Origin of the sequence: Antiquaquibacter metalliresistens (genome assembly GCF_029211225.1) — a bacterium.
GTDB classification, from domain to species: domain Bacteria; phylum Actinomycetota; class Actinomycetes; order Actinomycetales; family Microbacteriaceae; genus Rhodoglobus; species Rhodoglobus metalliresistens.
In genome coordinates this window covers 244381-270462 of sequence record NZ_JARGEM010000006.1, presented here as the reverse complement: position 1 = coordinate 270462, position 26082 = coordinate 244381, and the positions used below count along the sequence as shown (strand labels likewise).

At 68.2% G+C, this 26082-nt stretch carries 30 protein-coding genes; 8 read left to right on the top strand and 22 right to left on the bottom strand.

From position 1 onward, the window contains the following. A partial coding sequence (locus tag PYV02_RS12835) for a CBU_0592 family membrane protein (RefSeq protein ID WP_275759434.1) occupies positions 1-387 on the top strand: 387 nt, incomplete at its 5' end. Positions 388-470: 83 nt separating this feature from the next. Here PYV02_RS12835 and PYV02_RS12830 read toward each other — a convergent pair. Both PYV02_RS12830 and PYV02_RS12825 read right to left on the bottom strand, forming a co-directional pair. Next, entirely contained in the window at positions 471-1040 is a 570-nt protein-coding gene (locus PYV02_RS12830) for a putative immunity protein (RefSeq protein WP_275759433.1), read from the bottom strand. A gap of 175 nt (positions 1041-1215) precedes the next feature. Then, a complete protein-coding gene (locus tag PYV02_RS12825) occupies positions 1216-1413 on the bottom strand; it encodes an antitoxin VbhA family protein (protein WP_275759432.1) in 198 nt (65 codons plus the stop codon). Positions 1414-1599: 186 nt separating this feature from the next. Here PYV02_RS12825 and PYV02_RS12820 point away from each other — a divergent pair, with 186 nt between their 5' ends. Together PYV02_RS12820 and PYV02_RS12815 are read left to right on the top strand one after the other, a co-directional pair. Further along, on the top strand, positions 1600-1803 hold the full coding sequence (locus PYV02_RS12820; protein WP_275759431.1) for a hypothetical protein: 204 nt from the start codon (positions 1600-1602) through the stop codon (positions 1801-1803). Positions 1804-1839: 36 nt separating this feature from the next. Next, the gene (locus tag PYV02_RS12815; protein WP_275759430.1) at positions 1840-2124 is read left to right on the top strand and encodes a type II toxin-antitoxin system Phd/YefM family antitoxin; all 285 of its coding nucleotides are present in this window, start codon (positions 1840-1842) and stop codon (positions 2122-2124) included. Between the two features lie 33 nt (positions 2125-2157). On the opposite strand, the gene PYV02_RS12810 is transcribed toward PYV02_RS12815, so the two are convergent. The 7 genes from PYV02_RS12810 to PYV02_RS12780 all read right to left on the bottom strand — a co-directional run bounded on the left by PYV02_RS12810 (position 2158) and on the right by PYV02_RS12780 (position 8368). Continuing rightward, positions 2158-3777, bottom strand: a complete 1620-nt coding sequence (locus tag PYV02_RS12810) for a hypothetical protein (RefSeq protein ID WP_275759429.1) — start codon at positions 3775-3777, stop codon at positions 2158-2160. Continuing rightward, a complete protein-coding gene (locus tag PYV02_RS12805; RefSeq protein WP_275759428.1) occupies positions 3698-4039 on the bottom strand; it encodes a helix-turn-helix domain-containing protein in 342 nt (113 codons plus the stop codon). The genes PYV02_RS12810 and PYV02_RS12805 overlap by 80 nt, the downstream gene beginning before the upstream one ends. Then, entirely contained in the window at positions 4036-5148 is a 1113-nt protein-coding gene (locus PYV02_RS12800; protein ID WP_275759427.1) for a tyrosine-type recombinase/integrase, read from the bottom strand. The genes PYV02_RS12805 and PYV02_RS12800 overlap by 4 nt, the downstream gene beginning before the upstream one ends. 1224 nt (positions 5149-6372) lie before the next feature. Further along, on the bottom strand, positions 6373-6684 hold the full coding sequence (locus tag PYV02_RS12795) for a pentapeptide repeat-containing protein (RefSeq protein WP_275759426.1): 312 nt from the start codon (positions 6682-6684) through the stop codon (positions 6373-6375). Further along, complete coding sequence (locus PYV02_RS12790) at positions 6681-7148, bottom strand: heme-binding protein (protein WP_275759425.1); 468 nt, start codon at positions 7146-7148, stop codon at positions 6681-6683. Before PYV02_RS12790 ends, PYV02_RS12795 begins: the two co-directional genes overlap by 4 nt. Continuing rightward, positions 7141-7587: an NUDIX hydrolase gene (locus tag PYV02_RS12785; protein ID WP_275759424.1), complete on the bottom strand. Its 447-nt coding sequence runs from the start codon at positions 7585-7587 to the stop codon at positions 7141-7143. Before PYV02_RS12785 ends, PYV02_RS12790 begins: the two co-directional genes overlap by 8 nt. Before the next feature lie 10 nt (positions 7588-7597). Then, positions 7598-8368 carry an SDR family oxidoreductase gene (locus tag PYV02_RS12780; RefSeq protein ID WP_275759423.1) on the bottom strand — a complete coding sequence of 257 codons (771 nt, stop codon included), beginning with the start codon at positions 8366-8368 and terminating at the stop codon, positions 7598-7600. An 82-nt stretch (positions 8369-8450) separates the two neighbouring features. Between PYV02_RS12780 and PYV02_RS12775 the strand changes: the two genes are divergently transcribed. The 4 genes from PYV02_RS12775 (at position 8451) to PYV02_RS12760 (ending at position 11080) form a co-directional block, all read left to right on the top strand. Then, complete coding sequence (locus PYV02_RS12775) at positions 8451-8951, top strand: NfeD family protein (RefSeq protein WP_275759422.1); 501 nt, start codon at positions 8451-8453, stop codon at positions 8949-8951. Next, positions 8944-9858, top strand: coding sequence for an SPFH domain-containing protein (locus tag PYV02_RS12770; RefSeq protein WP_275759421.1), 915 nt, complete (start codon positions 8944-8946; stop codon positions 9856-9858). Before PYV02_RS12775 ends, PYV02_RS12770 begins: the two co-directional genes overlap by 8 nt. Next, complete coding sequence (locus PYV02_RS12765) at positions 9833-10615, top strand: glycerophosphodiester phosphodiesterase family protein (RefSeq protein ID WP_275759420.1); 783 nt, start codon at positions 9833-9835, stop codon at positions 10613-10615. The genes PYV02_RS12770 and PYV02_RS12765 overlap by 26 nt, the downstream gene beginning before the upstream one ends. Before the next feature lie 99 nt (positions 10616-10714). Next, a complete protein-coding gene (locus tag PYV02_RS12760; protein ID WP_275759419.1) occupies positions 10715-11080 on the top strand; it encodes an RNA polymerase-binding protein RbpA in 366 nt (121 codons plus the stop codon). Here the strand turns inward: PYV02_RS12760 and PYV02_RS12755 are convergent. The 11 genes from PYV02_RS12755 to PYV02_RS12705 all read right to left on the bottom strand — a co-directional run bounded on the left by PYV02_RS12755 (position 11077) and on the right by PYV02_RS12705 (position 22030). Continuing rightward, positions 11077-11793, bottom strand: coding sequence for a polyprenol monophosphomannose synthase (locus PYV02_RS12755; protein ID WP_275759418.1), 717 nt, complete (start codon positions 11791-11793; stop codon positions 11077-11079). The two genes, PYV02_RS12760 and PYV02_RS12755, sit on opposite strands and share 4 nt — an antisense overlap. Beyond that, entirely contained in the window at positions 11786-13396 is a 1611-nt protein-coding gene (lnt, locus tag PYV02_RS12750) for an apolipoprotein N-acyltransferase (protein WP_338056623.1), read from the bottom strand. The genes PYV02_RS12755 and lnt overlap by 8 nt, the downstream gene beginning before the upstream one ends. Continuing rightward, positions 13393-15819, bottom strand: a complete 2427-nt coding sequence (locus PYV02_RS12745) for a DEAD/DEAH box helicase (protein WP_275759417.1) — start codon at positions 15817-15819, stop codon at positions 13393-13395. The genes lnt and PYV02_RS12745 overlap by 4 nt, the downstream gene beginning before the upstream one ends. Continuing rightward, the gene (tatC, locus tag PYV02_RS12740) at positions 15816-16676 is read right to left on the bottom strand and encodes a twin-arginine translocase subunit TatC (protein ID WP_338056622.1); all 861 of its coding nucleotides are present in this window, start codon (positions 16674-16676) and stop codon (positions 15816-15818) included. Before tatC ends, PYV02_RS12745 begins: the two co-directional genes overlap by 4 nt. A gap of 5 nt (positions 16677-16681) precedes the next feature. After that, positions 16682-16930: a Sec-independent protein translocase subunit TatA gene (gene tatA, locus PYV02_RS12735; protein WP_275759416.1), complete on the bottom strand. Its 249-nt coding sequence runs from the start codon at positions 16928-16930 to the stop codon at positions 16682-16684. A gap of 32 nt (positions 16931-16962) precedes the next feature. Next, complete coding sequence (locus tag PYV02_RS12730) at positions 16963-17337, bottom strand: hypothetical protein (RefSeq protein WP_275759415.1); 375 nt, start codon at positions 17335-17337, stop codon at positions 16963-16965. After that, positions 17334-18323 (bottom strand): helix-turn-helix transcriptional regulator, encoded by a 990-nt coding sequence (locus tag PYV02_RS12725; protein WP_275759414.1) that lies wholly within the window; start codon positions 18321-18323, stop codon positions 17334-17336. The genes PYV02_RS12730 and PYV02_RS12725 overlap by 4 nt, the downstream gene beginning before the upstream one ends. After that, positions 18316-19311, bottom strand: coding sequence for a helix-turn-helix transcriptional regulator (locus PYV02_RS12720; protein ID WP_275759413.1), 996 nt, complete (start codon positions 19309-19311; stop codon positions 18316-18318). The genes PYV02_RS12725 and PYV02_RS12720 overlap by 8 nt, the downstream gene beginning before the upstream one ends. A 72-nt stretch (positions 19312-19383) precedes the next feature. Next, on the bottom strand, positions 19384-20331 hold the full coding sequence (locus tag PYV02_RS12715) for an FKBP-type peptidyl-prolyl cis-trans isomerase (RefSeq protein WP_275759412.1): 948 nt from the start codon (positions 20329-20331) through the stop codon (positions 19384-19386). Positions 20332-20372: 41 nt separating this feature from the next. Next, complete coding sequence (locus tag PYV02_RS12710) at positions 20373-21353, bottom strand: tRNA (adenine-N1)-methyltransferase (RefSeq protein WP_275759411.1); 981 nt, start codon at positions 21351-21353, stop codon at positions 20373-20375. Then, positions 21350-22030, bottom strand: coding sequence for an HAD family hydrolase (locus tag PYV02_RS12705; RefSeq protein ID WP_275759447.1), 681 nt, complete (start codon positions 22028-22030; stop codon positions 21350-21352). Before PYV02_RS12705 ends, PYV02_RS12710 begins: the two co-directional genes overlap by 4 nt. 110 nt (positions 22031-22140) lie before the next feature. Here PYV02_RS12705 and PYV02_RS12700 point away from each other — a divergent pair, with 110 nt between their 5' ends. Beyond that, positions 22141-23034: a PAC2 family protein gene (locus tag PYV02_RS12700; RefSeq protein WP_275759410.1), complete on the top strand. Its 894-nt coding sequence runs from the start codon at positions 22141-22143 to the stop codon at positions 23032-23034. A 786-nt stretch (positions 23035-23820) separates the two neighbouring features. Here PYV02_RS12700 and PYV02_RS12695 read toward each other — a convergent pair. Both PYV02_RS12695 and PYV02_RS12690 read right to left on the bottom strand, forming a co-directional pair. Further along, positions 23821-24696 carry an undecaprenyl-diphosphate phosphatase gene (locus PYV02_RS12695; RefSeq protein WP_275759409.1) on the bottom strand — a complete coding sequence of 292 codons (876 nt, stop codon included), beginning with the start codon at positions 24694-24696 and terminating at the stop codon, positions 23821-23823. 11 nt (positions 24697-24707) lie between these two features. Next, a complete protein-coding gene (locus tag PYV02_RS12690; RefSeq protein WP_275759408.1) occupies positions 24708-26012 on the bottom strand; it encodes a M20/M25/M40 family metallo-hydrolase in 1305 nt (434 codons plus the stop codon). Positions 26013-26082: the final 70 nt, after the last annotated feature.

Sequence of the window (26082 nt, the reverse complement as noted above, 5' to 3'; positions counted from 1 at the left end):
CGAGGAGGTGGCGATCCCGGAACTGACCGCGGCATAATCAACTCAGCTAGATCTCGCACGGTGTCCAGAAACTCCACCACTCAGCGGGACGTCACCCGGAACGACAAGACGACGCTCCGAAAAAGGCGCATTGTCATGCTCGAACAAATCGTCCAGATCGCTGGATCCCTGCTGATCCTCGGCGCATTCGTCGCCGCCCAAACGCGTCGATTGCAGCATGATTCCTGGACCTACCTCGTACTGAACCTGGTTGGCTCCGCGACGCTCGCAGTCCTGGCACTCCAAGAAAAGCAATGGGGATTCCTCCTCCTGGAAGGCGTCTGGGCCATCGTCTCCATCGCAGGAGTCATCACCAAGCTGCGATCTCCCGACAAACCGAGCAGGTAAGAGGGTCAATGGATGGTGTTCCGACACGGCGGATGAACGGTCTCAGGGCTGGCTGGCTAGGGCGTCATGGATCGGTCGCTCGCTCACGATCGGCCCGACCGTTCCATGAAGTCGGCCCAGGTGCCGCTGTAGTCCACGAGATGCTTGCGCCAGTAGTCGATGCGTTCGAGGTACTCGGCGACGCGGCGCTGGACCGGTTCCTGGCAGTTCTCCACGCCCTCGGTCAGCACGATCGCGGTCAGCTCGTAGACGGGGAACCCGAGGGCATGACCGTTCGCGTGGACGACGCCGCATGCTTGACCAATGGCATGGCAGAGCGCGACGTCGACCGACGAATCCAGTTCCTTGGCAACGGCGTGGCAGTCCAGGATCGCCCGCTGAGCGACCCGCATCTTCACCTCACCAGCAGCCCAAGCCCGCGCCTTGTCCAGCGCGACCTGCGGGCGCAGCTCGTCCGGGTATCGCTCCCGCAGGGTCTCGACGGCTGTCGACGCGCACTCCAGCGCCCAGAGCACCATCACCTTGTGGCCCTCGTGACTGATGACGTTCGCCAGATCCGAGAACAGCGGGCTCTTCAGATCGAAGAGCACCTTGTTGCCGCGTCGCAGCTTCGCCTTCGTCTCGTCTAGCCAGCCCGATGAGTCGATGGCCATTGCGCTCCTGACTGTGAGGCATCGAGTGTATGCGGTTGATAGCAGCCGGAGTTCGAAGGTCTCCGCGGCCTGGCGCTTGGAGGGTGGACCGGTCGATTCGCGGAGCGCGACGAGTCCGCGTCCGAGGGCTGCGGTGAGGAGCCCGTGGGCGTTGCTGTCCGACTCGAAGCTCGGACTAGTCGAGGCCGTGCCGGGCGCGAGTGCGCGTCACCAGCTCGTGAGCGTCGATCTCTCCATTGATGTATTCCTCGGCATCTTGAAGTGTCTCGGAACTGACCGCCAAGCCCTCCATCTCACTGCTGTGGACCGCCTCTTCCACGATGCGTCGCCGTGCAGCGACATCCGCGGCTGGCTGTCGGGAGTTTCCGGTCATTACATCGACGCTACGACTTAGCGACTGTTTCGGGAAGCGCAGGGGCTCCGCCGGCGCCGTGCATCTCGGCGGAAGTCCGTTGGGGAACCGTTTCTGGCTCATCGAGATATTTGCTGGTTTCATCTCACCGAACCGTCAACTTTTCAGCCGTAGGCTCAGGGTGCCAAAAGAGGGGAGAGGGCAATAGTGGCGCAGGAAGTTGACTACGAGGAGTTGGCTGCCCTGCTGACGGATTCGCACGTTCCGCTGGGAAAGCCGACCGTTGTGCTCACCGGCGATGCGGCCGCAGCCGCTGGTCGCGCGTTCTTGCTGCAGGAGTACGGCAGTGAGGATGCTTTGCGAAAGGCCCTCGGCTCGCATGCTGACGCTCTGGATGATCCTGCGGGCTAAGCTCTCGGCATCTCCAGCACATCTAGAGTGATGACTGTGGAGACGTTCACGGTCGCGCAGGCCAAGCGCCAATTCTCTGCGATTGTCGCGGACGTCGAGGCCACCAACTCAGTGGTCGGCATCACTTCCCGCGGGCGGGTCGTCGCAGTAGTGCTCTCTGCCGCTGACTATCGAGAGCTGACCGAAGTCGTTCCCGGTTTCGGTGAGTCTGCGTCCGGTCAGATCGGCGAGTCCGCGGCGCGTCGAGCACTCGAAAGCGAAGTGGTCCGGCGTCATGCTCGAATCCTTGCTGAGCACGCCGGGAAGGAGCCCTCGTCCTAGCCCGAAGTCACGCCGCTACGGTTGCTTGCGCGCTCATCTTGGCTGCCGGAGGTCGACGTAGTCGGACATGGGTGTGCCTGCTCGCGCCGCATGCAGGGTGATGACGGTCCCGCTGTAGCCGAGCAGGTCGATCAAAGACCGGGCGTCTACTTGCTGCGTCAGATCCTGCAGGGTCGCGTTGCGGACGCGTTGGGCGTCGATGCCGAGAATCTTGAGCCGCTCGCTGAGCGTGTTCTCGTGCAGGTGCCGGCCCGCGCGGGTGCCGGGGAACAGCCAGTCTGTTCCGGTGTTCCCGGTCTGCTGGTTGGAGGGATGGGCGAAGTAGTCGCCGAAGGTGTCGGCGAGCTCGGGTGGCACGATGCTGGGCACCGTCCCGAAGGTCAGGTAGAGCCCGTCGATGCGGGGCGATATGTCGCGACGCCGGAGCATGACGATCCGGTTCAGGGGCTGCGCCCACAGCAGCAGGATTAGTCCCGCGATCCGGGTGGAGAGGACCACCTGGTCGAACTCGAGGCAGTTGCGCACCATCTGCAGTCGCTGCTCCTGGGTGACGATCGGCGTGGAGTTCGCGATCCGGTACGGAGCGTCGATCTTCCGGAAACGCCGGGTCGGACTCGGATCAAGCCAGTGCAGGTAGTTGCGGATGTGGCGACGCGTGGTAGTGCCGGCGCTGAGGTACTCGTCGACGTGGGCCTGCTGGATGCCGTTCGGTCCGACGTCGTGAGCGTCGCGCAGCCAGGTCAGGAACTTTCCGGCTTCGGTGATCTCCTGCTTTGCGGCATGCGTGACGGTGGTGAGATTGCGCGAGTCGTCGTGCTCGCGCTCCCGGATGCGGCGCAGATGCCGCCAGGTTGCGAACTGCTCGATACTCGAGCGGGTGCCGTCGTCGGGAAGAGTGGAGAGCCGGCCGGCGAGCCAGGTCTTGAAGACGGCGACGGGGTCGCTGCCGCGGTCCGGGAGCACGCCGTGGTGGGTCAGCAGCGCACGCAGGTGCTCCGCGGCGGTCGAGCGGGGGAGGGCGTCGAACGCGGTGTGGGTGAGATCGAGTTCACGGCTGCCGATCCGGGTGAGTAGGTCTCGCGCCTTCGCGCCACGGGTGTAGGTGATGAGGCTTTCCGGGCGCTCAGCATCGACGAGCGCCGCAATGAGAGCCTGCAGACGACGGTCCTCAGCTGGCTGCAGGAGGTGTTCGAGCTCGTCTCGCAAGACGCACCGGGCGCACAGGCCGCCGCGGACCCGTTCGGCTTCGCTGCCGCAGCGGGCGCACGACAGCTCCGTGCTGATCCCGGCGCAGTCGCGGCAGATCGCCTCCCCGAGGCGGGAGCGGCCGGGCACCATCCGGTGGACCCCGCAGGCGGCACAGATGCCGTAGCTGTGGGTCGCGGCGGTGAAGCACGCCCCGCAGATAGAGCCGTCCGGCCAGCGGACCCGGATCTTGGGAACATCGTTGCAGCATCGGTCGCAACGATGGCTCCCGACCGACCTGGGACGGCCGCGACGCCGGGGCTCGGTGAGGCTGCGGATGGTCGCCGGACGGGCTGAGCCGTTGCCGCCGACTGCCGGCCGGCCTCCGCTACTGGTCATCGTCGTCGACGATCCGGGCCCGGACGGGACGGTAGTCGCGGATGTCGGGCAGGCCGTCGCCGGCGGCACGGCGGGTGCGGATCGTCTTCGCGTCGTGCGCGGTGAAGGTGACCAGCTCGTCAATGCCCACGTCCAGCGCGTCCGCGAGGGCTACGAGCAGCTTGAGCGAGATGCGCTCGGGGTCGTCCTTCACGATCCGCCAGATCGCATTCGCGGTCAGGGTGATCCCGCGCTCGTGGAGCAGGGGAGCGAGGTCCTTGGCGAGGAAGACGTGGCGGCGGGCCATGACCTCCCGTGCCCGCCAGGTGTATTCGATCTCTCGACGAGTCACGGTTCTCTCCTTCTCGGTAGCTGTTTCGCGGCGGCGAGGGTGCGCTCGTGCGCCTGCTGCAGGGCACGGGTCTGATAGTCGGGGGAGGGGATCGAGTAGATCGAGGTGGTCGAGGCGTGCTCGTGGCCGAGCTGCATCTGCACGAACGACACGTCGAAGCCCTCGCCGGTGATGAGGTTGGTCGCATAGGCGCGGCGGAACGAGTGCAGGTCCAGGCCCGGGGGGAACCCGAGCTCGTCGATGTAGCCGCGTAGCCGGTCGAGGAGGTGGGATTCGCCGACCACGGCTCCGCCGCTGGTCGGGAACAGGTCGTTGATCGGTTGTCCGAAGATCGGGAGCCCGTTCTCGACCCAGTCGCGCAGCACCTGGGCGCTCCATTCCCACACCGTGAGGACGGAGCGGACCTTCTTCGCCGAGCCGCGATGGGGCTTGCCCCACCGCACTCGCAGCACCCCGTACTCGCCGAAGTACGGGGCCCGATGATTGCTGGACAGATCGACGAGCTGCAGATGTCGCAACTCGTTGGATCGCAGTCCCCAGCCGTAGGCGGTCTTGAACGCGACCGCGTCGCGCCATGCGGCGACGGGGGAGCGGCGGCCGGAGTCCAGGATCCGGGTTACCTCGAGATCCGCCAGATCGAACAGCTCCTGCAGCTCGCGGGGCGTGAACGGGCGCTTCGCGGGCCGAGCCTCGGACGGCTGCGAATGAGTGACCCGGTTGAACTCCGTGACGACCTGAGAGAACAGCTGCCCGAACAGCCGACCGCTCTGCTCGTTCCAGTCGTAGCGCGGATCGCACGCGTAGTCGCAGAACAGCTTGATCGACGTCTGATACGACCGCACCGTCGAATGCGAGAGGTTGCGGACACCACGAGCGTGGGCGAAGAAGTCATCGACGTCGGCGAAGGTCCACTCCCACGGGTAGCGACCGCTGAAATCGACCAGATTCAGCACCAGAGCCCTCCTGGTGCGGATCGTGCCGGCCGAGAAGTCCTTCGACCGCTGCTGCCTCTCCCAGCCGTCGAGCACCCCGGCGAGAAACAGCTCAGGGTCGGGAGCAGCACCGCCGAACGGGGCGAACAGGATGACGTTGTCGTCGCGTTCCACCACGCCTCCGACCCTCGAGCGTGGTAGCAAGAATCGCACACAGTGTGCGAAACCTGCAACTACCTTCCACGAAATGCCTGATCAGATGGCCGGTGGCTCGCGCCGGATTCGACGTGATCGGCTCGTCAGAATCCATGCCCGCGTGGGAACGGCAAATCGAAAAATCCCTGATCAGAGGCTGAATGGGAGAGTGCCGCAGGTGTTATCCATTTTCACTCTATGTGCGATTCCTGCACATAGAGTGATTTCTAGTTGACATAATGTGCATTATCGGCGCGCGTGCTCGACGGTCTACACCGCGAGCTCGCCGCGCAGGCGATAGACGAGGGTCCGCGGTGGTGTGCGGCGAGCGATCAGCTCGTGAGGCGGGGCTGGGAGACCTGAAGTCGGAGCCGCTGCGCGGCCCGCCGGCCAATAGTGCCGGCGGCGTCGGTCACCTCGAGCGGAGATCTCGCGTGGGGTCGCTCGGCCGCCACGCGCCACTCTCGCACAGCTGCGCTGTGCCCGTAGCCCGTATCGACCGCCCGCCCCCTCCTGCGGCACGTACAGGGCTGCGTGCGGCGCCGGGCCTGCCCGGTGCTGCGCGCGGGCCTGAGCGCGCCCCTGGTGGCCGCGAACGGCGTTTCGTGCGACTATGGGCAAGCCGTTTGCACGAGGCCCCCGCTCCGATCCGAGCCGGGGCCTCCTCTCTTGATCCTTAGTTACATATCTCCGGAGGGGCACGGGGCCGTGCGCCTCGCGCGCGCGTGGAACCCTGCTCGGAGGGGATGCCCTCGATCCGGGATCGAAGCGGCGAAGCGGAGGCCGGTCAAGGGGCGCGCGGAGCGCGATCGCGCAGCGACGCGAAGCGCCCTTGAGGGGCCGTGAGCGTAGGCGCGACACTGCCTCGAATCGAGGGCATCCCCGGTGGTGACCCGGTACGCTGGTGAGGCGGCGCGGGATGCGCCGCTCAGCACCCGCAAGGGTGGGCGCATCCCGCGACTCGCCGCACCAGCTTCGACCCTCTCGGAGTTCTCTCGGGCAGAGTGGCTCCAGCGTCGATCTGAGCTTGGCGCTCGTAGGGTTTGCAGCCCACGGAACGCGGTTCGAGCGCGCATCTATCCGCGCCCCAGACAGCCAGGCGCGGCCACCCCGGAGGGATGCACTCCGCTGGTGCGGAGGTTTGCCTCGCCTGGGCGACAAAACAGGCATTATCGGATGCAGCGGCACCGCCGGAGAAGCGGCTCGTCAGCCTTCATCCACGATGAGTCCGAGTCCACGGGCGATCTCGACGGCCTGAGCGCTCGTCACGCTGGCGCCCTGGAGCGTCACGGTCTGCGGGTCGATGTCGCCGAGGGCGCTCCCACGTAGATCGGCGTCGGTGAAGTCGGCGCCCTGCAGGACGGCGCCGGAGAGATCGCAGCCACCGAAGGTCGAACGTGCACACTGCGCCTTCGAGAGATCGGCCTCGCGAAGACGCACCCCGATGAACTCGTGGCCGTACCAGTCCTCGCCGCTGATCGTCGACTTCGGCGTGGGAGCGCCGTCTCGAGCGCTCACGTCGTCGCGAGGAACCGCCGAACCGCCTCTGCGGCCGCGGCGTGGTCGATGACATCCGGCTCCCCCGACGCCGTGACCGTGCCGATCACGTCGCCGCCCACGAGGATCGGGATCGCACCCCCGTAGGCGGGATGGCTGTCGGCATCCAGCCCGTCGTCGGTGACCGTGCGTCCGGCGGCCTCCAGGCGGCGCTTGGCCAGCAGCGACGGCACGCCGTAGTGCCGGGCCACCGCGGCCTTGCCGGCCAGCCATCGCACGTTGCCCTCACCGGTCTCGCCGGTCATGGCGCGAAAGACGAGGGTCTCCCCCAGCACGATGTCGATCGCCAGGCTCCAGCCGTGCTCGCGGATCACCTCGAGCGCGATGGTGCCCAGTCGTGCGGCATCGTCGACGTCGAAGGATGCCACGGCGAACGGCGCCGCCGCCTCGAGGTCATCGAGCTCGAATACGGGAAGTTCACTCATGTCTGCTCCACTCGGCGATCAGCTCCGGCAGGTTCGCCGGCTCGTAGTCGAAACCCTCGGCCTCGAGCTCGTCGGCCGACAGCCAGCGCCAGCGCACGACATCCGCCTGCTCTTCGTCGGTCCACGCGGCGCGGTCGGGTTCGAACCGCGTCGTGCGCACGATGTACCAGGACCAGCGACCGGTGTCGTAGGGATGCCAACGCTGGTCCGGCGCGAAATCCTCCGTCAGAAACGGCGGCTCGATGGCGTCGAGCACGAGCCCCGTCTCCTCGAACAGCTCGCGGATGGCGGCCTGGTCGTGATCCTCCCCCGGGTCCACGCCGCCCCCTGGGGTCATCCATCGCGGCGGCACGTCGTGCGACTTGCCGTACTGCAGAAAGAGCAGCACCCGGCCGGTCTCGTCGAAGAGCAGCACGCGGCTGGTGGCGCGGAAGCTCACCGCGCGATCCTCAGGCCTGCTGGAAGCCGGAGACGTCGCCGACGTAGCGTGTGTGGTCGGCCGGGATCGGTTCCACCGCGGCGAGGGCGACCTCGGCCGCGAACTCGCCGACGTTGTAGAGCCGACCCGCCGCCTGCCGACGCGACTCGATCGCATCCGGGTTCGCGCGCTGCAGCAGCGTCGCGGTGATCGTGCCCTCGATCATGTCGCCGGTGACCACGACGAACTCGATGCCGTCGGCCTCGAGTGACGGGATCATCTCGCGCAGCGCGTCCTCCCCCGCGCGCTTCGAGAGCGCGACCGGCAGATACTCGGGCATGGTCGGCACGGTGCGGATGAAGTGCGCCTGGTGGCTCGTGACGAACACGACGCGCGAGCCGGCCGAGAGCAGCGGGCGGGCGGCGTTCAGGAACGCGACCTGCGCATCCCGGTTCAGCTGCATCGCGTAGTCCTCGGCCATGCCGGACTCCATGCCGCCGGAGGCGTTGAGCACGAGGAAGTCGAGACCGCCGAACTCCTCCTTCACCGCCTCGACCAGCCCAGCGACGGACTGGGGTTCGGTGAGGTCGGCGCCGATCGCGATGGCCTCTCCCCCGGCATCCGCGATCTGTGAGACGAGCTTCAACGCTCGTGCCTCCTTATTGCGGTAGTTGATGGCGACCCGTGCGCCGGCGGCCGCGAAGTAGCTCGCGGTGTCGGCGCCGATGCCGCGCGAGGATCCGGTCACGAGGGCGCGCTTGCCGGCCAGGGAGCCGGGAGCGAGAGGGTTGAGACTGTTCACGCATCCGACCCTACCGGCCACCGTCGGATGGTAGCGTCGAGATGCCGACGGTGACGACTGACACCGCAGCAGGAGAGGTGCGATGTTCCCGGACCTGACCGACTATCTCTGGATTCTCTGGCTGGCCCTCGTGGTGCTGTTCGTGGTGATCGAACTGCTCACCCTCGAGTTCACATTCCTCATGATCGCCGCGGGCAGCCTGATCGGCGGCCTTGGCGCCAACCTGCTGGGCTGGCCGTGGTGGGTGCAGATCGGGCTCGCCGCGATCCTGTCCGCGCTGCTGCTGTTCACCATCCGTCCGCTGCTGCTGAAGACCCTGCGCAAGGGCGGGGATCCCACGCCCAGCAACGTCGACGCGCTGTACGGGCTCGGCGGTCGCGTGATGCGCGACTTCGTCGAAGGCTCCGGCACGGTGAAGCTCGACAACGGCGAGACCTGGACGGCGCGACTGGCGCCGGCCGCCGCCGACGCCGTCGTGCGCGAGACCGAGCGGGTGGTCGTCACCCGCATCCATGGTTCCATCGCCGAGGTCGCACCCGCGGCGAGCGGCCCGACCACAACCGAGAGGACATCAGATGCTTGATCCCGGAGCGTTCATCGGACAGATCTTCGTCGTCATCCTGCTCGCCGTCCTGGCGATCTTCGTGCTGGTCGTGCTGTTCCGTGCGATCCGCATCATCCCGCAGGCCAGCGCGGGCATCGTGGAGCGGCTCGGTCGATATCACAAGACGTTGAGTCCTGGGCTGAACATCCTGGTGCCGTTCATCGACCGCTTGCGGCCCCTCATCGACATGCGCGAGCAGGTCGTCTCGTTCCCGCCGCAGCCGGTGATCACCGAGGACAACCTCGTCGTCTCGATCGACACGGTGGTCTTCTTCCAGGTGACGGATGCCCGTGCCGCCACCTACGAGATCGCAAACTACCTCGGCGCCGTCGAGCAGCTGACCACCACCACGTTGCGCAACGTCGTCGGCGGGCTCAACCTGGAAGAGGCGCTCACCTCCCGCGACAACATCAACAACCAACTGCGGGCCGTGCTCGACGAGTCGACCGGCAAGTGGGGCATCCGCGTGGGACGGGTCGAGCTCAAGGCGATCGACCCGCCCGTCTCCATCCAGGACTCGATGGAGAAGCAGATGCGCGCCGAGCGCGACCGTCGTGCGCTGATCCTGACGGCCGAGGGGACGAAGCAGTCCGCGATCCTCACCGCCGAGGGTGCTCGTCAGGCGGCGATCCTCGAGGCAGAGGGTGCCGCGAAGGCCCAGGTACTCCGGGCGCAGGGCGAGGCCGAGGCGATCACGACCGTGTTCGGCGCCATCCACGCCGGCGGGCCTTCCGCAGACCTGCTGGCGTACCAGTACCTGCAGACGCTGCCCAAGCTCGCCGAGGGCGACTCCAACAAGATGTGGATCATCCCCTCGGAGCTCACGGAGGCGCTGAAGGGCGTCAGTCAGGGATTCTTCGGTGGCAAGGGCACGCCGGCCAAGTAGCGACGAGCAGCACTACCTCTCCCCCGCGCTGCCGCGCCTGTTCGCCCATCGCGGGCTCGCGCTCGAGGCGCCGGAGAACACGCTGCTCTCGTTCGCCTACGCGGTCTCGGCCGGTGCCGAGTACGTGGAGACCGACGTCCACGCCAGCCACGACGGGGTCGCGATCATCGCGCACGATTCCGACCTCAAACGTGTCGCCGGCCGGCCGGTGCGGGTGTCTCAGCTGACCGCGCCGGAACTGCGGCGCGTCGACCTGGGGCACGGGCAGTCGTTTCCCACCCTCGCCGAGGCGCTCGACGCCTTTCCCGAGACCCGATTCAACATCGACATCAAGGCGAAGGATGCCGTGGAACCCACCGTGCGCGCGATCCTCGCCGCAGGGGCCAGCAACCGTGTGCTCGTGTCCTCCTTCGACGAGGGACGGCGTGCCGCGGCACTGCGGCAGCTGCCCGGGGTCGTGAGTTCGGCATCCGCCCGCCGTTTTGCGACCGCGCTCGTGGCGGGCAAGCTGGGCGTCTCCCCCGCGGTGCGCGGATCGCTGCGCGGGCTCGTCGCGGTGCAGGTGCCGGAGAAGGCGCTCGGCATGCGGGTCACGACCCGCGGCTTCATCGATCGGCTGCATGCCGCGGGCGTCGAGATCCATGTCTGGACAGTGAATGATCCGCAGCGTATGGGGCACCTGCTCGACCTCGGCGTCGACGGCATCGTGACCGATCGCGTCGACCTGGCACTCGAGGTCGTCGCCTCCCGAACCTGACAGTCACCTGGGAGTGCCGGATCCCCTCGCTCGCCTGGAAGGTTATGCCCAGCTTGTGGGTTTATACCTGGTAGCGATCGCGATTGAGGAGGCCACACAATGGCAGACCGGAGTTTGCGGGGCATGAGACTCGGCACGCAGAGCCTACAGAGCGAAGTCGGCGTCGAATTCTCCCCCCGAAAGAAGAGCGTCTACCGCACGGCGGACGGCACCGAGTTCGAGGTGACCTTCGCGGCGGATGCCGAAGTGCCCCAGCAGTGGGAGTCCCCCAAGACGGGGCAAGAGGGCATCCTGCTCGACGACGACGGCAAGCCCGTGGTGTTGGACGAAGCGGACGTCAAGGTCCCCCGCAGCCACTGGGACATGCTGCTCGAGCGCCGCACACGTGCCGAACTGGAGGAGCTGCTCCAGGAGCGTCTCGACTTCCTGCGCGCCCGTCGCGGCCAGGACAAGATCGGCGCTTAGCGCTTCAGGGTCGCGGCGATCCCCCAGGCCGTGACCCTGATCAGCGCCTCCGCCACGATGCCGGTGTGCATCTTCGAACGGCCGGTGGCGCGTTCGACGAACGTGATGGGGTGCTCGATGACGACGCCTCCGGACCGCTCGAGGCGCCAGGCGAGTTCCACCTGAAAGCAATATCCCTGCGAGGCGACCGTCTCGAGTCCGAGCCCTCGCAGCGCATCCGCCCGGAAGACGCGGTAGCCGGCCGTGATGTCGTGGATGTGCGAGCGCAGCACGGTGCGCGCGTAGGCGTTGCCGGCACGCGAGATCGCCCTGCGATGCGCTGGCCAGTTGCGCACGGCCCCGCCGGAGACCCAGCGCGAGCCGATCACGAGGTCCGCGCCCGCGCGAGCCGCCGCGATCATCCCGGGCAGTTCGACGGGATCGTGCGATCCGTCCGCGTCGATCTCCACCACGTAGCGGTAGCCCTCATCGAGGGCGATCGCGAAGCCGGCGAGGTAGGCCTTGCCGAGGCCGTCCTTCCCGGCCCTGTGCAGCGCACGCACGCGATCGTCGGTCGCGGCGACCCGGTCGACCAGCGCGCCCGTGCCATCGGGGCTGGCATCGTCGACGACGAGGACGTCGGCATCGGGCACGGCCGTGCGGATGCGCTCGAGAATCTCCCGGATGCCCCCCGCCTCGTTGTAGGTCGGCACGATGATCAGCGTCTCAGCCACGCCGCCGCCGTCCGAGGGCATACGCCCCGCCCGCGAGCAGCGCGCCGAGACCGAGGCCGGCGACGAACCACTCGAGCTGCCGCCCGATGAGGATCGCGGGCGTGACCGTGTCGCTCAACGCGACATCCTCCACCATGCTGCCCGGCTCGAACCACGGGAGCCGACTCTGGATCGAGCCGTCCGGGGCGATGACCGCGCTGATGCCCACGGTGGAGATGTTCACGACGCTGCGGCCGAGCTCGATGGCGCGGATGCGGGCGACGGCGAGCTGCTGGGCGCTCTCGTCGGTCATGCCGAAGTCCGCGTTGTTGGTCGAGGCGAAGATCAGTTGGGCGCCCTCCTGCACGGACTCCCGCAGCACCTGGTCGTCGACGATGTCGAAGCAGATGTTGATGCCGACGAGCACGTCGCCGATCTCGAACACCGTGTCGGTACTCCCCGGCGTGTACTCGCGCTGGATGAGTCCGATCAGGTCGGGCGCGAACGGCTCCCAGAACGCCCGGTCGGGCACGTACTCGCCGAACGGCACCGGATGGCGCTTGTCGTAGAGGTCGGTCGCGCCCTTGCCCGGCTCCCAGAGGATCTCCGTGTTGTAGAACCTGCCATCACGCTCAGTGACCGCCCAGCCCACGAGCGGCGCATCGAACTCCTCGGTGATCAGGTCGAAGACACTCGCGGTGTAGGGGTCGCTGAGCGGACTGCGGTCGGTGGCGCCCTCGGGCCAGAGCACCACGTCGATGTCCTTCTGGCCGAAGAGCGGGGCCGTGGCATCCACTTGGGCCTGGAGCAGGTCGCCGGGCTCGCGCTGATCGAAATAGCCGGCTTTCGCGTTGCCCTGCACCGCGGCGACGCGCAATGTGCCGTCGGTGGCCACCGGGAAGGCCGGCGCGGCGAGCAGCACGAAGGCGAGGGCGGCCGGTGCGAGCGCGCGGGTGAGCCCCGAGACGCCGACGAAACGGATCGCCTCGATCGTCGCCGCGACCAGGAGCACCATCACGAAGCTGACGCCCGAGATGCCGAGCCACGCGAACAGCGGTGCGAGCGGCGACTCGGATTGCGACAGCGCGACCCGGCCCCACGCGAAGCCGCCGTACGGCCACACGCTCGCCCAGGCCTCCCGCGCCGTCCAGAGGCCGGCGATCGCCACCGGCAGCAGCCCGAGGCGCCCGAGCGGGGTGGGAAACGCGCGCGGGAGCCAGCGGTAGGCCAGTGCGATCGCCACCGCCCCGGCCGCGAAGAACAGCGACTCGAGCACCGAGAGCGCCGACATGGGCACGGGGCCGAGGAAGAGCGATGCCCAGAAAATGTGAGTGAAATAGAAGCTCGCGCCGGCCGTGAAACCCACGAGCGCCGCGGATGCGACGGTGCGGCCGATGAGGGTGATCAGCACCAGGCCGATCCCCACGAAGGTCAGCGGCCAGATGCCCTTGTCAGGGAAGCCGGCATCGAGCACGGGACCGGAGGCGAGCGCCACGATGAGCGCGGCCCCCAGTGGCAGGATCGGGCGGGTCTCGAGGGGCTCGATCACCGAGGTGGGTGCGGCCATCGAAGCGGGCTCGACCACCTCCGGGGCCGGCTCGATCACCGGTGCATGCGCGCTCACGCGACAGAACTGTACGCGACGATGCCGCGCCGAATCTGATCGAGCGCTCGACGGGCGGTTCGACCGACCTCGCCGTCCGCGACCACGGAGAGCTGGTCCAGCAGGTCGATGGTCTGCTTGCTCCAGCGCACGAAGTCTCCCGCCGCCATGTCCGCCTCGCGCAGCACCGCATCGAGCGACGTGCCACTGGCCCAGCGATACATCGCGAGCGCCAGGCCGGTGGACAGGGGCTGACTCCCGGGGAGTTTGTTGCGGCGCTCGAGATCGTCGAGGTCCGACCAGAGCGAGCCGGTGCGGTCGAAGGCCTCGCGGAACCGTCCGCGTGGCAGGTGACGGTCGCCGAGCTGCCCCTCCTCGCGGCGGGGCTCGTACACCAGGGTGGTGGCCATGGCGGCGAGGGATGCCGCGTCCAGCTCGTCCCAGAAGCCGCGGCGCAGCGACTCGGCGACGAGCAGGTCTCGCTCGCCGTAGATGCGGCGCAGCATCCGGCCCGGCGCCGTGAGCTCGAGGTCGGTCGCGCCCGTCGTGACGTAGCCCAGCTCGACGAGCACGTCGGTGACCCGGTCGAAGATCTTGGCGACGGCACCGGTTCTGCTGCGGATCTGCTGCGAGAGTTGGTTGGTCTCGCGCTTGAGCTTCCAGTAGCGCTCGGCCCAGCGGGCGTGCTGCTCGCGCTCGGGGCAGGCGTGACAGGGATGCTGCTTCATCCGTCTGCGCAGCTCTTGCAGCTGCCGCTGCCGCTTGTCGCGCTCGGCGCGGCTCGCCGTGTTCGAGAGGCCCTTGCGCTCGAGGTCCGTGAGCTCGCGACGGATCGTCGAGTACTCCACGAAGTCGCCGAGGTGGCACGTCATCGACTTTCGGTAGCCGGCGAGCGAGTCTTCCTGCGATCGAACCTTGCGCGCGAGGTCGACCACGGCCCGGTCGGCCTGGAACTGCGCGAAGCTCGACTCGAGGATCTCGCGCGTGCGTTCCCGACCGAACTGCGCGATGAGGTTGACCGCCATGTTGTACGTCGGCTTGAAGCTCGAGTTCAGCGGATAGGTGCGGCGGGAGGCCAGGGATGCCACCGCCTGCGGATCGAGCCCGTCGACCCACTGGATCACGGAGTGCCCCTCCACGTCGATCCCCCGGCGTCCGGCGCGGCCGGTGAGCTGCGTGTACTCCCCCGGCGTGATCGGCACCCGCGCCTCGCCGTTGAACTTCTCGAGCTTCTCGAGCACCACGGTGCGTGCCGGCATGTTGATCCCGAGCGCGAGCGTCTCGGTCGCGAACACGACCTTGACCAGCTTTTTCTGGAAGAGCTCCTCGACGACCTCCTTGAACGCGGGCAGTAGGCCCGCGTGGTGGGATGCCACGCCCCGCTCGAGCCCGGAGAGCCAGTCCCAGTACCCCAGCACGGCGAGGTCCTCGTCGAGCAGCGTGCGGCAGCGCTCCTCCACGATGGCCCGGATCTCGTCCCGTTCCGGCTGCGTGGTGAGCTTCACACCCGAACGCAGCACCTGCTGCACCGCCTGGTCGCAACCGGCGCGGGAGAACACGAAGAAGATCGCCGGCAGCAGGTTCTTGGAGTCCAGGAGCTTCACGACGTCGCCACGCAGCATCCGCTGATTCTCGGGACGGCCACCGCGCGAGTGGTAGCGGCCCACGTCCTTCATCTGTCGCGAGCTGAGCGTGCGCCCGCCGTAGCGCGCCATCTGCACCAGCTCGGGATTCACCCTGTGGGTGGCGGCGAGCCCCGAGGAGTCGAAGAGGTCGATGAGCTTGGTGCGCATCAGGATGTGCTGGTCGAGCGGCACGGGACGCTCCTCCGAGACGATCACCTCGGTGTCGCCCCGCACCGCCTGCAGCCAGTCGCCGAACTCCTCCGCATTGGAGACCGTCGCGCTGAGCGAGACCATCGTCACGTGCGGCGGGAGGTGGATGATGACCTCCTCCCACACGGCCCCGCGGAACCGGTCGGCCAGGAAGTGCACCTCGTCCATCACCACGCACGACAGGTTCTTCAGCAGGTCGGAGTCGGCGTAGAGCATGTTGCGCAGCACCTCGGTGGTCATCACCACCACGCGCGCGTGCGAATTGATGTTCGTGTCGCCGGTGAGCAGGCCCACCTGATCGGCGCCGTACTCGGCGACGAGTTCGTTGAACTTCTGGTTGCTGAGCGCCTTCATCGGCGCGGTGTAGAACACCTTGTCCGAGTGCTGCTGCATGGCTCGGTAGATCGCGAACTCGGCGACGACCGTCTTGCCGGCACCCGTGGGTGCGGCGACGAGCACGCTCTTGCCGTCCTCGACCACCTCGCACGCGGCGATCTGGAACGGGTCGAGATCGAAGCGCTGCGCCGCCCGGAACGCCTCGAGCACGGGATGCCCGCTTCGACGCTTCGACGCCGCGAACCGCTCCGCGGGGCTCAGCTGGTCGCTCACAGTTCGCGGAGCGGCACGACCGCGTCGGTGTCGATCGCGGCCTGGCGCCGGGCGACCAGCCGGTCGTGGATCAGCGCGACCCCGACCGCGGCGAAGTAGAGCGCGACCATCGGGATCGCCAGGAGGAACATCGAGACCACGTCCACGGAGGGCGTCGCGATGGCGCAGAACAGCGTGATCACGAGCACGGCTACGCGCCAGCCCTTCAGGATCGCCTTGCCGGTGAGCACGCCGACGAAGTTCAGCAGCACGAGGAAGACCGGCAGCACGAATCCGACGCCGACGGCCAGCACGAGCTTGATGATGAAGTCGTAGTAGTAGCGCGCGTCGAGGAAGGTCGCAGCCTGCGGCGGGGTGAACGACGCGAGCAGTTCGACCATGTGCGGGAACAGAATCCAGCCGACCACGCCGCCGGCGAGGAAGAGCGGCACCGCGGTGAAGAAGAACCCGAAGGTGTAGCGCTTCTCGCGGCTTGTGAGTCCCGGCACCAGAAAGGCGAAGATCTGGTACAGCCAGATCGGGCTCGCGATCAGGATCGCGATCGTCAGGCCGATCTGCAGGTGCAGGTCGAAGGCCTGTGAGACGGTCGTGTAGCTGATCAATGCCGCGTGCTGTTCGGCGATGCGGTCGATCGGCACCTGCATGCCGTTCTTGACGAAGTCGGTGAGGCTGCCCAGCGGCAGCGTCAGCCCGAACAGGCTCGCGACCCATCCCCAATCAATGAAGGTGATCACCGCGGCGGCGACGATCGCGATGGCGGAGATCACGAGCCGTTTGCGCAGCTCGATGAGGTGCTCAGCGAGCGACATGCGCCGCTCACTGTCTTTGGCGCGCCACCGCCCGCTCTGGGTGGCCATGGCGCCTAGGACTTCGGCTTGGGCTTCGTCGGGCTCGTGGTGCTGCCGGACGCCGCCGAATCGTCACCGTCGCCGTCGGCGGCGGGAACATCGTTGCCGTTCTCGTCTTTCATGGTCTTCACTTCACTGCGGAAGATGCGCATGGACTGACCGATGCTGCGGGCGAGACCGGGGAGCTTCGGCGCTCCGAACAGCAAGAGCACGACCGCGAGGATGATGAGCAGATGCGGCCATCCGAATGCGTTACCGAACATGGCGCACTCCTTCTTCTCGGGGTCGATTCAGTCTACGTGTTCCTGCGGTACCAGGCGTCCGGCCAGCGGACCCGGCTCGCATCCAGCCGGGTGATGCGGCGTGCGCGCGCCATCCGGCGTTCGTGCCGCAGGCGGCGACGCTCCGCGCGGTGGGCGCGGCGGGCATCCTCGCGGCGATGGATGTCGCGCAGATCGGCCAGCATCGCCCGTTGCTGTCTCGGCAGCGGCGAGTCGTCCAGCTCGAGCACCGCGGTGGTCTCCGCGAGCTCGGCGACGGCGTCGAGCACCCCCATGCCCTTGCGGAAGAGTCGCCAGGCGCCGGCCGCGAGCACCACGAGCAGGGCCAGCACGAGGCTCACCCAGATCAGTACCCAGCCCCACCACTGGATCGCGACGGGCTCGCTCACGGCGAGTACCTCGCGGCACCGGCGCTCGCCCAGTCGGCGATCACGGCCCGCGCCTCCGGCGGTGCGACCACCGTGGCGACGCCGGGCATGCTCGCGATCAGGCGTTTGAGGCCGTGGTAATGCGAGACCCGGATGGTGGTGCGGATCCGGCCCTCGCTCTCCCGGGTCGTCGCGCCGTCGGGCACGTAGTCGGCCAATAGCGGCGCTGCGGCGGTCGCGACATCGATGGTGACGAGCAGGTCGTCCGGGGTGTCTTCGAAGAGCACGTCCGGCAGGCGCACATCCCGGGGGCCGCGGGTGATGGGCTCGGTGGTGACCACCGGATTCGAGATGCGGTCGAGCCGGAACGTGCGCACCGCCTCGCGCAGGTGGCACCATCCACGCACGTACCAGTCGGCATCTATCGACTCCACTCGCAGCGGGTCGACCCGGCGGCGCTCGGCGTTGCCCGTGGAATTGACGTAGTCGAACTCGATCTGCACGCCCTGCTCGACCGAGGTGCGCAGCAGCGCGAGCGTCTCATCCGTCTCGCTCGCCTCGACGGCGAACGGCACGGGCTCCGACGAGGCACCGCGCGACAGCTTGGACATCAGGCTCGCGATCGCCGCTCGGTCGGCGTTCTCGGGCAGCGCCGACAGGTACTGCAGGCCGGCGATGAGCGCCGCGGCCTCCCGCGCCGAGAACCGGGGCGAGTCGTCGATGGCGACGAGGTTGGTGAGCACGATCTCGTCCTCGTCCTCGAAGGAGTCCCAGGCGATGTCGAACAGGTCGCCGTGCTGGTACATGGCGGTCTCGCCGGGGATGCCGGAGACGCCGATCAGGCGCACCGCCTCGCGGATCTGCTCCTCCGGCACGCCGAAGTGGGCCGCGGCGTCGGCCACCTTCACGCGGTCGTGGTCCATCAGGTAGGGCACGAGCGAGAGCAGGAAGGCGAGCTTGTCCTGCGCGCGCAGCGCGGGCGGCTTCGGGATGCGACGCTCAGCCATGATCGGCCGCCGTTCGTTCCAGCCGCGTGCGCACGGCATCCCGCAGTTCCGGTGGCGAGAGCACGAGCACCTCGGGTCCGAAGCCCGCGAGCTCGTCCGCGAAGATGTTCGCGTCCGAGTAGTGCAGGCGCAGGGCCCCGGACGGCTCGACGGCGGTGCCGCGCCGCTTGGACAGGCGGGATGCGGCATCCGTGCCCGGGGTCGCCTCCACGATCGCGGTGTGCCGGTTCCACACCGACTCGAGTCCTTCGAGCGCCTCCGTGACGGGATCGCCCTCCGGAGCGGGGAACGTCTCCGCCGTGGTCGTCACCGGACTCACGATGCGACGCAGCAGGAACGTCTTGGTCGACTGCGAGGCGGGCTCCTGCGCGTAGAGGTGCCAGCGCCCCTGGTGCTGCACGAGGGCGAGCGGCGCGACCGTGCGCACCCGGGCCTCGGAGTCCCCCGGCTTCAGGTACGAGAAGCGCACCAGCAGCCGCTTCTCGAGCGCGGCGTTGAGCGGCTCGAACGCGGGTTCTCGCACGCGCACCTTCGGGGCGTAGCCGAGCACCGGCTCGGTGGTAGCCACGCCGAGCGACCGCAGTTTCAGCACGGCCCGTCGCGACTCCCCCGACAGCGAGCCCTCCCGCCAGACCATCGCGGCCAGGTTCAGCAGCGTGGTCTCCTCCGGCGAGAAGCGGATGTCGCTCGGCAGCTCGTAGCTGCCGCGCGGGATGCGGTAGCGCAGGTTCTGATTGTTCCCGGCCTGCCCGGGGCTCTCGATGGTCTCCAGCGGCACGCCGAGCTCGCGGATGTCGTCTTTGTCGCGCTCGAACTGCCGTTCCAGATTGGCGTTGTCGCCGGCGCGCGAGTAGCGCTGCCGATAGCCCTGCACCGTCGAGAGGATCTCGGCCTTGGTGAGTCCGGCATCCGTCGCCAGCAGCGCGAGCACGAGGCTGAAGAGCCTCTCCTCGACGGGGATCCTGGGAGCCGAACCTGCTGCTGGCACGAGAAAAATCCTAACGTTTCAGGTCAGGACACCCGGCCGTGTCGTGGAATGAAGTGTGCTGCTCTCGACGTGTTACTGGATGCCCAGCACATCGATCACGAACACCAAGGTGGCGTCTTCCCCGATGCTCGCGGGAGCGCTTCCTGCAGGGTAACCGAACTCCGGCGGAATGACCACGAGCACCTGGGAACCGACCTTCTGGCCGATGAGCGCCTTCGCGAAGCCCGGAACCACGCCGGACTGATCGTCCGTGGTGGTGAAGTCGGCGGCCACGAGGGTGGCCGGAGCGCCGCCGTCCCAGGAGGAGTCGAAGGTGGTCTTCTCACCCCACAGGATGCCCGCGTAGTTGACGACGACCGAATCGCCCTCCTCGACCACGGCTCCATTGCCGGCCTTGAGCGTCGCGATCATGAGCTCGGTCGGCGGCGTCTTCGACGAGAAGGTGAAGCCGGGGCGACCGTCCGGAGCCAGCACGATCGACGGGAAGCCCGCCTGAGGCAGCTGGTCGACGCCGTTGGCGCGACCGAGATAGCTCGCCTCGACGTCGGTGACGACCACGATCGTGGGGTCGTCCGGCAGTCCCAGGCCATCGGGACCGAAGAGCTCTGTCTGCGTGCCGGTGGTCACCACGCGGGCGCCGACATTGGCGCACTGGAGCGCGGCGGCGAACGGGAACCGGCCATCCACGAAGGTGCGCACGCTCACGGCGGTGAGCGGGCCGCTCTGCGACTGCAGGGCATCGCCCGTCTCGCCGTCGTAGATGCTGATCAGAAGATCGACCGCGGCGCCGTCGTCGATGCGGTCGCCGTCGCCGGGCTCGAGCACCGCGAGCTCCGGGTCGGTCGCCACGAGCGGGGTCGGGAAGGCGGCCTGCGGGTCTTTGCCGAATGCGGCATCCGCACTGACCAGGGCGGCGTTGCCGGTCGAGGCGCACCCGGCGAACACGCCCGGGGCGGCGGAGCAGGCGGAAAGGGTGACCAGCAGTCCTGCGGTCACGGCGATGCTGGCGAGCTTGCGCACGAACACTCTTCCTGAGGGAGCCGGTGAATTACCGGATCACTCTACCGGTCGTCGGAGGCGGCATCCGCAGCGGCTCGGGCGTCGCGCACCGTGCGCCGCAGCCGCTTGTCGCTGGAGGTGCGCTCACCGAGCGCGCCCGGCGTCCACAGTTCGACGTCCTCGTCGCTGTAGTCGGACTTCGAGGCCCGACGCTTCAACGGGGGCAGCACGGTCCCCGGCGCGAGCCGGCGAGCGGTCATGAGGAACCCGGTGTGCCCCACCATGCGGTGATCGGGTCGCACGGCCAGTCCCTCCACGTGCCAGCCGCGGATGAGCGTCTCGGTCGGCTCGGGTTCGGTGAACTGCCCCGTTGCGCGAATCGCCTCGGCCACGCGCGACAGCTGGGTGACCGTCGCGATGTAGCACAGCAGCACGCCCCCGGGCGCGAGCGCACCGGCCACGACATCGAGACACTCCCAGGGGGCGAGCATGTCGAGCACGACTCGGTCGACGGAGCCCGGTTCGACGGATGCCGGCAGCGCCTCCTGCAGGTCGCCCACGATCACCGACCAGTTCGGCGGCACCTCGCCGAGGAACGCCGTGACGTTGGCACGGGCGACGTCGGCGAACTCCGCGCGGCGCTCGAAGCTGATCAGGCGGCCGTCGGCGCCGAGGGCCCGCAGTAGCCAGAGCGAGAGCGCCCCGGAGCCGACCCCGGCCTCGACGACGGTGGCGCCGGGAAAGATGTCGGCCTGGCCGAGGATCTGCGCGGCATCCTTCGGGTAGATGATGGCGGCACCGCGCGGCATCGACATCACGAAGTCCGTGAGCAGCGGTCGCATGGCGAGGTACTCGATGCCGTTGCTCGAGACGACGACCGAGGCATCCGGCCGACCGATGATCTCATCGTGGCCGAGCACGCCGCGGTGCGTGTGGAACTCGCCGCCGACCTCGAGGGTGATGGTGTTGAGACGGCCCTTCGGCCCGGTCAGTTGCACGCGGTCGCCGGCGCGGAACGGTCCCGATCGGCGGCGCGACGTCATCGCAGCCTCGCGGTCTCGAACAGGCCGCCGAGGTCGGCGAGGGTGCGCCCCTCGAGGGTCGGCCACACCACGTGGGCCCCGGCATCCTCGAGCGGCAGCATGAACGGCACACCGACCACGAGAGCGCCCGCGGCGGCGGCGGAGGCGATGCCGGTCGGCGAGTCCTCGATCGCCAGTGACTCGGAGATGTCGACGCCCAGCAGTTCGGCTCCGCGCAGATAGGGCTCGGGATGCGGCTTGGCGTGGGTCACCTCGTCACCGGCGACGACGACGTCGAACCCGAGGAACCCGAGACGGTCGGCAACATGGTGTGCCATGCGATTGATGGACATCGTCACGAGCGCGGTCGGCACGCCGGAGTCGCGAAGCTCGGTGAGCAGTTCGCGCGCGCCCGGTCGCCACGGGATGCCGAACTCGACGAGCTGCTCCATCACCCGGTCGGTGAGATGGTCGATGATCTCGTCCTCGCTCAGGGTGACGCCCTTGGCCTGGATGACGCGCGCCGAGTGCCACAGTCCGGAGCCGACGAGCTCCATCGCCTCCTCGTGCGTCCAGTCGCCGCCGTGCTCGTGGATCAGATCGGTCTCGGCGGTGACCCAGTACGGCTCCGTGTTCACGAGCGTGCCGTCCATGTCCCAGAGAACGGCGGCGGGGAGGTTGGGCCCGCCAGTCGAGATGCGCTGCGGAGCAGGCCGCTGGCCGTGCGGGTGGGGATGGGTCACAACCGTCCATCGTAGTTCTATCCTTGGATGAGGTTCCGGCGCGAGTCGGGACGGTCAGGAGTGCAGTGCCAGAGAATCGGTTCGCGGATGGACGGCTCCTCGTTGTCGCGTTCGAGGGCTGGAATGACGCGGGCGAGGCGGCCAGCGGTGCCGTGCGCACGCTCAAGGAGCAACTCGACGTCTATCCGATCGCCGAGGTCGATCCCGAGGACTACTTCGACTACCAGTTCAATCGCCCATCCGTCGCCGTCGACGAGGAGGGCAACCGCCGGCTCGTCTGGCCCGGGGTGACGATCTACGGTCCAACCCGGCCGAACAGCGGGGAACCCGGGTCGAACGTGTATCTGCTGCTGGGCACCGAGCCGTCGCGCGGCTGGAAGACCTTCGTGAGCGAGATCCTCGAGGTCGTGCAAGCCAATGAGATCGAGGCGATCGTCTTCCTCGGGGCCCTGCTCGCCGACGTGCCGCACTCGCGCCCCATCTCGGTCTTCACCAGCAGCGAGAACCGTGAGGTTCGGCAGCAGTTCGGCATGGAGCGGAGCTCGTACGAGGGGCCGGTCGGCATCCTCTCGGTGCTCGGCGATGCCGCGGAGAAGGCCGGCATCCGCACGGTGTCGATCTGGGCATCCGTGCCGCACTACGTGCACAACGCGCCGAGCCCGAAGGCGACTCTGGCGATCATCGACAAGCTCGAGGAGATCATCGACGTGGTCATTCCGCGCGGCGATCTCGTGACCGAGTCGGCGGCGTGGGAGAGCGGCATCGACGCGCTCGCCGGGGACGACGACGACATGGCCAGCTACATCGAGCAGCTGGAGCAGGCGCGCGACACCGTCGACTCCCCCGAGGCCAGCGGGGAGGCGATCGCCCAGGAGTTCGAGCGCTACCTGCGCCGCGGGGGCGACAAGCCCGAGGGCGGCGCGGCCGGCGACGAGCCCTGGCGCCCCAAGGCCGACTGAGAGGTCAGGGCGCGCGGCACCGTTGCACCTGTTCGAGGGCGCGCTCGAGCGGAGCAGCCCTTCGGTCGCCGTCGCCCGGGTCGCGCACCCGCGGTGCTGGTACCGATGTCGGTGTGAAACGCCACGGCGCTGCGGCGCGCGAGCCGACCACCCACCCGCCAGGCGCGAATCACGGCCTCCGGCTCATCGCCCAGCGCGTACCAGCCCTTTCGCACCCGGATGAGCTTGCGGTGCATGACCGCGATCTCGATCCGTTCACGCCAGTGCCCGCGATCGAGCAACTCACCGAGCGAGGCGAGTCCGCCGAGCGAGCGAACGTCGGTGTAGAGCTTCATGCGTCGATGGTGCAGGAGCACCCAGTGCGTCATGGTCGGCGATCGTGGTTCTCGTGCACGATCCGGCCGACGGGATGCTGTTGAGGAGTCGATGGCGCTGCCGTCGTTCCGAGATTGCAGCCGTTCAGAGATTGCAGCCGTTCGGAGATTGCCATTGTGAAGGACGCCGCCGAGAGCGCCAGCGAGACCGCGCGGAGACTCCCATTGTGAAGGACTTCCTTCAGAACGGGAGTGTGCCGGCCACAGAACCTGGAGCGTCTGGGCGGAGCTCGCGAGCGTGTGGTGACGAACCGCGAGCGTCTGGTGACGAACCGCGAGCGTGTGGTGACGAACCAGGCGTGTCGGGTACGGAGCCGGGCGTCTCGGGAACGTACCGGGAGTGCCGGGCTGCGCGGCGAGACGCCAAGCGCGGCTCGTCCCGCGGGCGTTGTCGATGACTGGGCGTTGCTGCCTAGGCGTTGATGATGCCGAGCGAGAGCAGCACGAGCAGCACCGCGCCGAGCAGAATGCGATAGATCACGAACGGCAGGAACGAGCGCTTCTCGATGTACCGCATCAGGAACGCGATGACGGCGAAGCCGACGCCGAATGCCACGACGGTGGCGACCGCGGTCTCTGCGAGCCCGTAGCCGACGCCGCAGCCCTCCGCGGCATCCGTCACCGGATCACAGGTGAGCGCGGTGTAGAGCTCGTACAGGCCGCTGCCGAACACGGCGGGCACGGCCAGCAGGAATCCGTATCTGGCGGCCGCCGGGCGCTCGTAGCCCAGGATGCGTCCGGCGGTCATGGTCGCTCCGGAACGCGAGACGCCGGGGACGAGCGCCAGCATCTCGGCGAATCCGATGATGAGGCCGTCACGGTAGGTGAGCTGGTCGAGCGAGCGCACCTTCTTGCCGAGCAGATCGGCGACCCCCAGGATGATGCCGAACACGATCAGCACGATCGCCACGAGCCACAGCGAACGGAACACCGAGCGGATGGAGTCCTGGAACAGGTAGCCGACGATCACGATCGGGATGGTGCCGATGATCACGAGCCAACCGAGGCGCACGTCGGGATCGTGCCGGTCGACCCGCACCGAATGGGCGCCCTTGGGGCGGCGGAACTGCTGGAACCACTTGCTGAGGATGCGGGCGATGTCCTTGCGGAAATAGATGATCACCGCGAGCTCGGTGCCGATCTGCGTGATCGCCGTGAACGTCGCTCCCGGATCCTGCGCGGACGGCAGGAACTCCCCCGCGATGCGCAGGTGCGCGCTGGAGGAGATCGGGAGGAACTCGGTGAGGCCCTGCAGGAGGCCCAGGATGATGGCCTCGATGAAACCCACGGCGTCGACTCCTAGTAGTTGAGCAGCAGGTCGGTCAGCACCCGCCTACCGAACACTAGTGCGTCGAGCGGCACGCGCTCGTCGACACCGTGGAACATCCCCGGAAAGTCGAGGTCGGCCGGCAGTCGCAGCGGGGCGAAACCGTAGCCGGCGATCCCGAGCTTCGCGAGCGCCTTGTTGTCGGTGCCGCCGGAGAGCAGGTACGGCAGCACCGGCGCGCCCGGATCGTGCGCCTGCAGCGTGGAGACCATGGCCTCCACGAGCGGGCCCTCGAACGCGTTCTCGAGCCCGATGTCGGAGTGCAGGGTGACGATCTCGATCTCGGGTCCGACGAGCTCTTGCACCCGGGCCAGCACCGCCTGCTCCTCGCCGGGAAAGGTGCGGATGTCGATGAGGGCCTCGGCCGTATCCGGGATCACGTTGTGCTTGTACCCGGCCTGCAGCACCGTCGGGTTCGAGGTGGTGTGCAGGGAAGCATGGATGAACCCCGCCGCCGTTCCCGTCGACAGCACGAGCTCGTCCGGACCCACCTGCCGCGGGTCGACGCCCATCAGGCGGGCGAGCTCGGCCAGCAGCAATTCGGTCGTATCGGTCAGCCGCACCGGCCACTCCTGCTGCCCCAGCGTGGCGACCGCCGCGGCGAGCTTGGTGACCGCATTGTCGCGGATGATGCGCGAGCCGTGTGCGGCGGTGCCGCGCGCGACGAGCTTGATCCAGACGAGCGCCTTCTCACCCGACTGCAGCAGGTAGGCGCGCGTACCGCCGAGCGTCACCGAGTAGCCGCCGACCTCGCTGATCGCCTCGGTCGCACCGGCGAACAGGTCGGGCCGGTGGTCCACGATGTGGTGTGAACCGAAGACGCCGCCGTTCTCCTCGTCCGAGAAGAAGGCCACCACGAGATCCCGGGCCGGGCGTCTGCCGCTGCCGAGGATGTCCTGCAGGGCGCCGACGATCATGGCGTCCATGTTCTTCATGTCGACGGCGCCGCGGCCCCAGAGCATGCCGTCTTTGACGACGCCTTCGAAGGGGTCGACGCTCCAGTTGGCGGGGTCCGCGGGCACGACATCGGTGTGACCGTGTACGACGAGCGCCGGGAGGTCGGGATCGGCGCCGGCGACTCGGGCGATCACGCTCGTGCGGCCGGGGGCGGCATCCACGTACTCCGGGGTCAGCCCGAGTTCGCTCAGCAGGCCGCCCAGGTACTCGGCCGCCTCGGTCTCGCTGTTCGCGCGGCCCTCGCCCCAATTGGTGGTGTCGAAGCGGATGAGGTTCCGCGCGATCGCCGCTGTGCTCTCGAGTTGCTCGCCGCTGGCCATGCCTCCACGCTACCGGTGGTCGAGCGTGTCGAGACGCGCGGCTGGGAGTGCTATTCTCATACCTCGGTGG

Coding starts and splice junctions, on each gene's coding strand:
- PYV02_RS12830 (WP_275759433.1), bottom strand. CDS start 1,040: ATGGCCATCGACTCATCGGGCTGGCTAGACGAGACGAAGGCGAAGCTG.
- PYV02_RS12825 (WP_275759432.1), bottom strand. CDS start 1,413: ATGACCGGAAACTCCCGACAGCCAGCCGCGGATGTCGCTGCACGGCGA.
- PYV02_RS12790 (WP_275759425.1), bottom strand. CDS start 7,148: ATGAGTGAACTTCCCGTATTCGAGCTCGATGACCTCGAGGCGGCGGCG.
- PYV02_RS12775 (WP_275759422.1), top strand. CDS start 8,451: ATGTTCCCGGACCTGACCGACTATCTCTGGATTCTCTGGCTGGCCCTC.
- PYV02_RS12770 (WP_275759421.1), top strand. CDS start 8,944: ATGCTTGATCCCGGAGCGTTCATCGGACAGATCTTCGTCGTCATCCTG.
- PYV02_RS12760 (WP_275759419.1), top strand. CDS start 10,715: ATGGCAGACCGGAGTTTGCGGGGCATGAGACTCGGCACGCAGAGCCTA.
- tatC (WP_338056622.1), bottom strand. CDS start 16,676: ATGGCCACCCAGAGCGGGCGGTGGCGCGCCAAAGACAGTGAGCGGCGC.
- tatA (WP_275759416.1), bottom strand. CDS start 16,930: ATGTTCGGTAACGCATTCGGATGGCCGCATCTGCTCATCATCCTCGCG.
- PYV02_RS12725 (WP_275759414.1), bottom strand. CDS start 18,323: ATGGCTGAGCGTCGCATCCCGAAGCCGCCCGCGCTGCGCGCGCAGGAC.
- PYV02_RS12710 (WP_275759411.1), bottom strand. CDS start 21,353: ATGACGTCGCGCCGCCGATCGGGACCGTTCCGCGCCGGCGACCGCGTG.
- PYV02_RS12690 (WP_275759408.1), bottom strand. CDS start 26,012: ATGGCCAGCGGCGAGCAACTCGAGAGCACAGCGGCGATCGCGCGGAAC.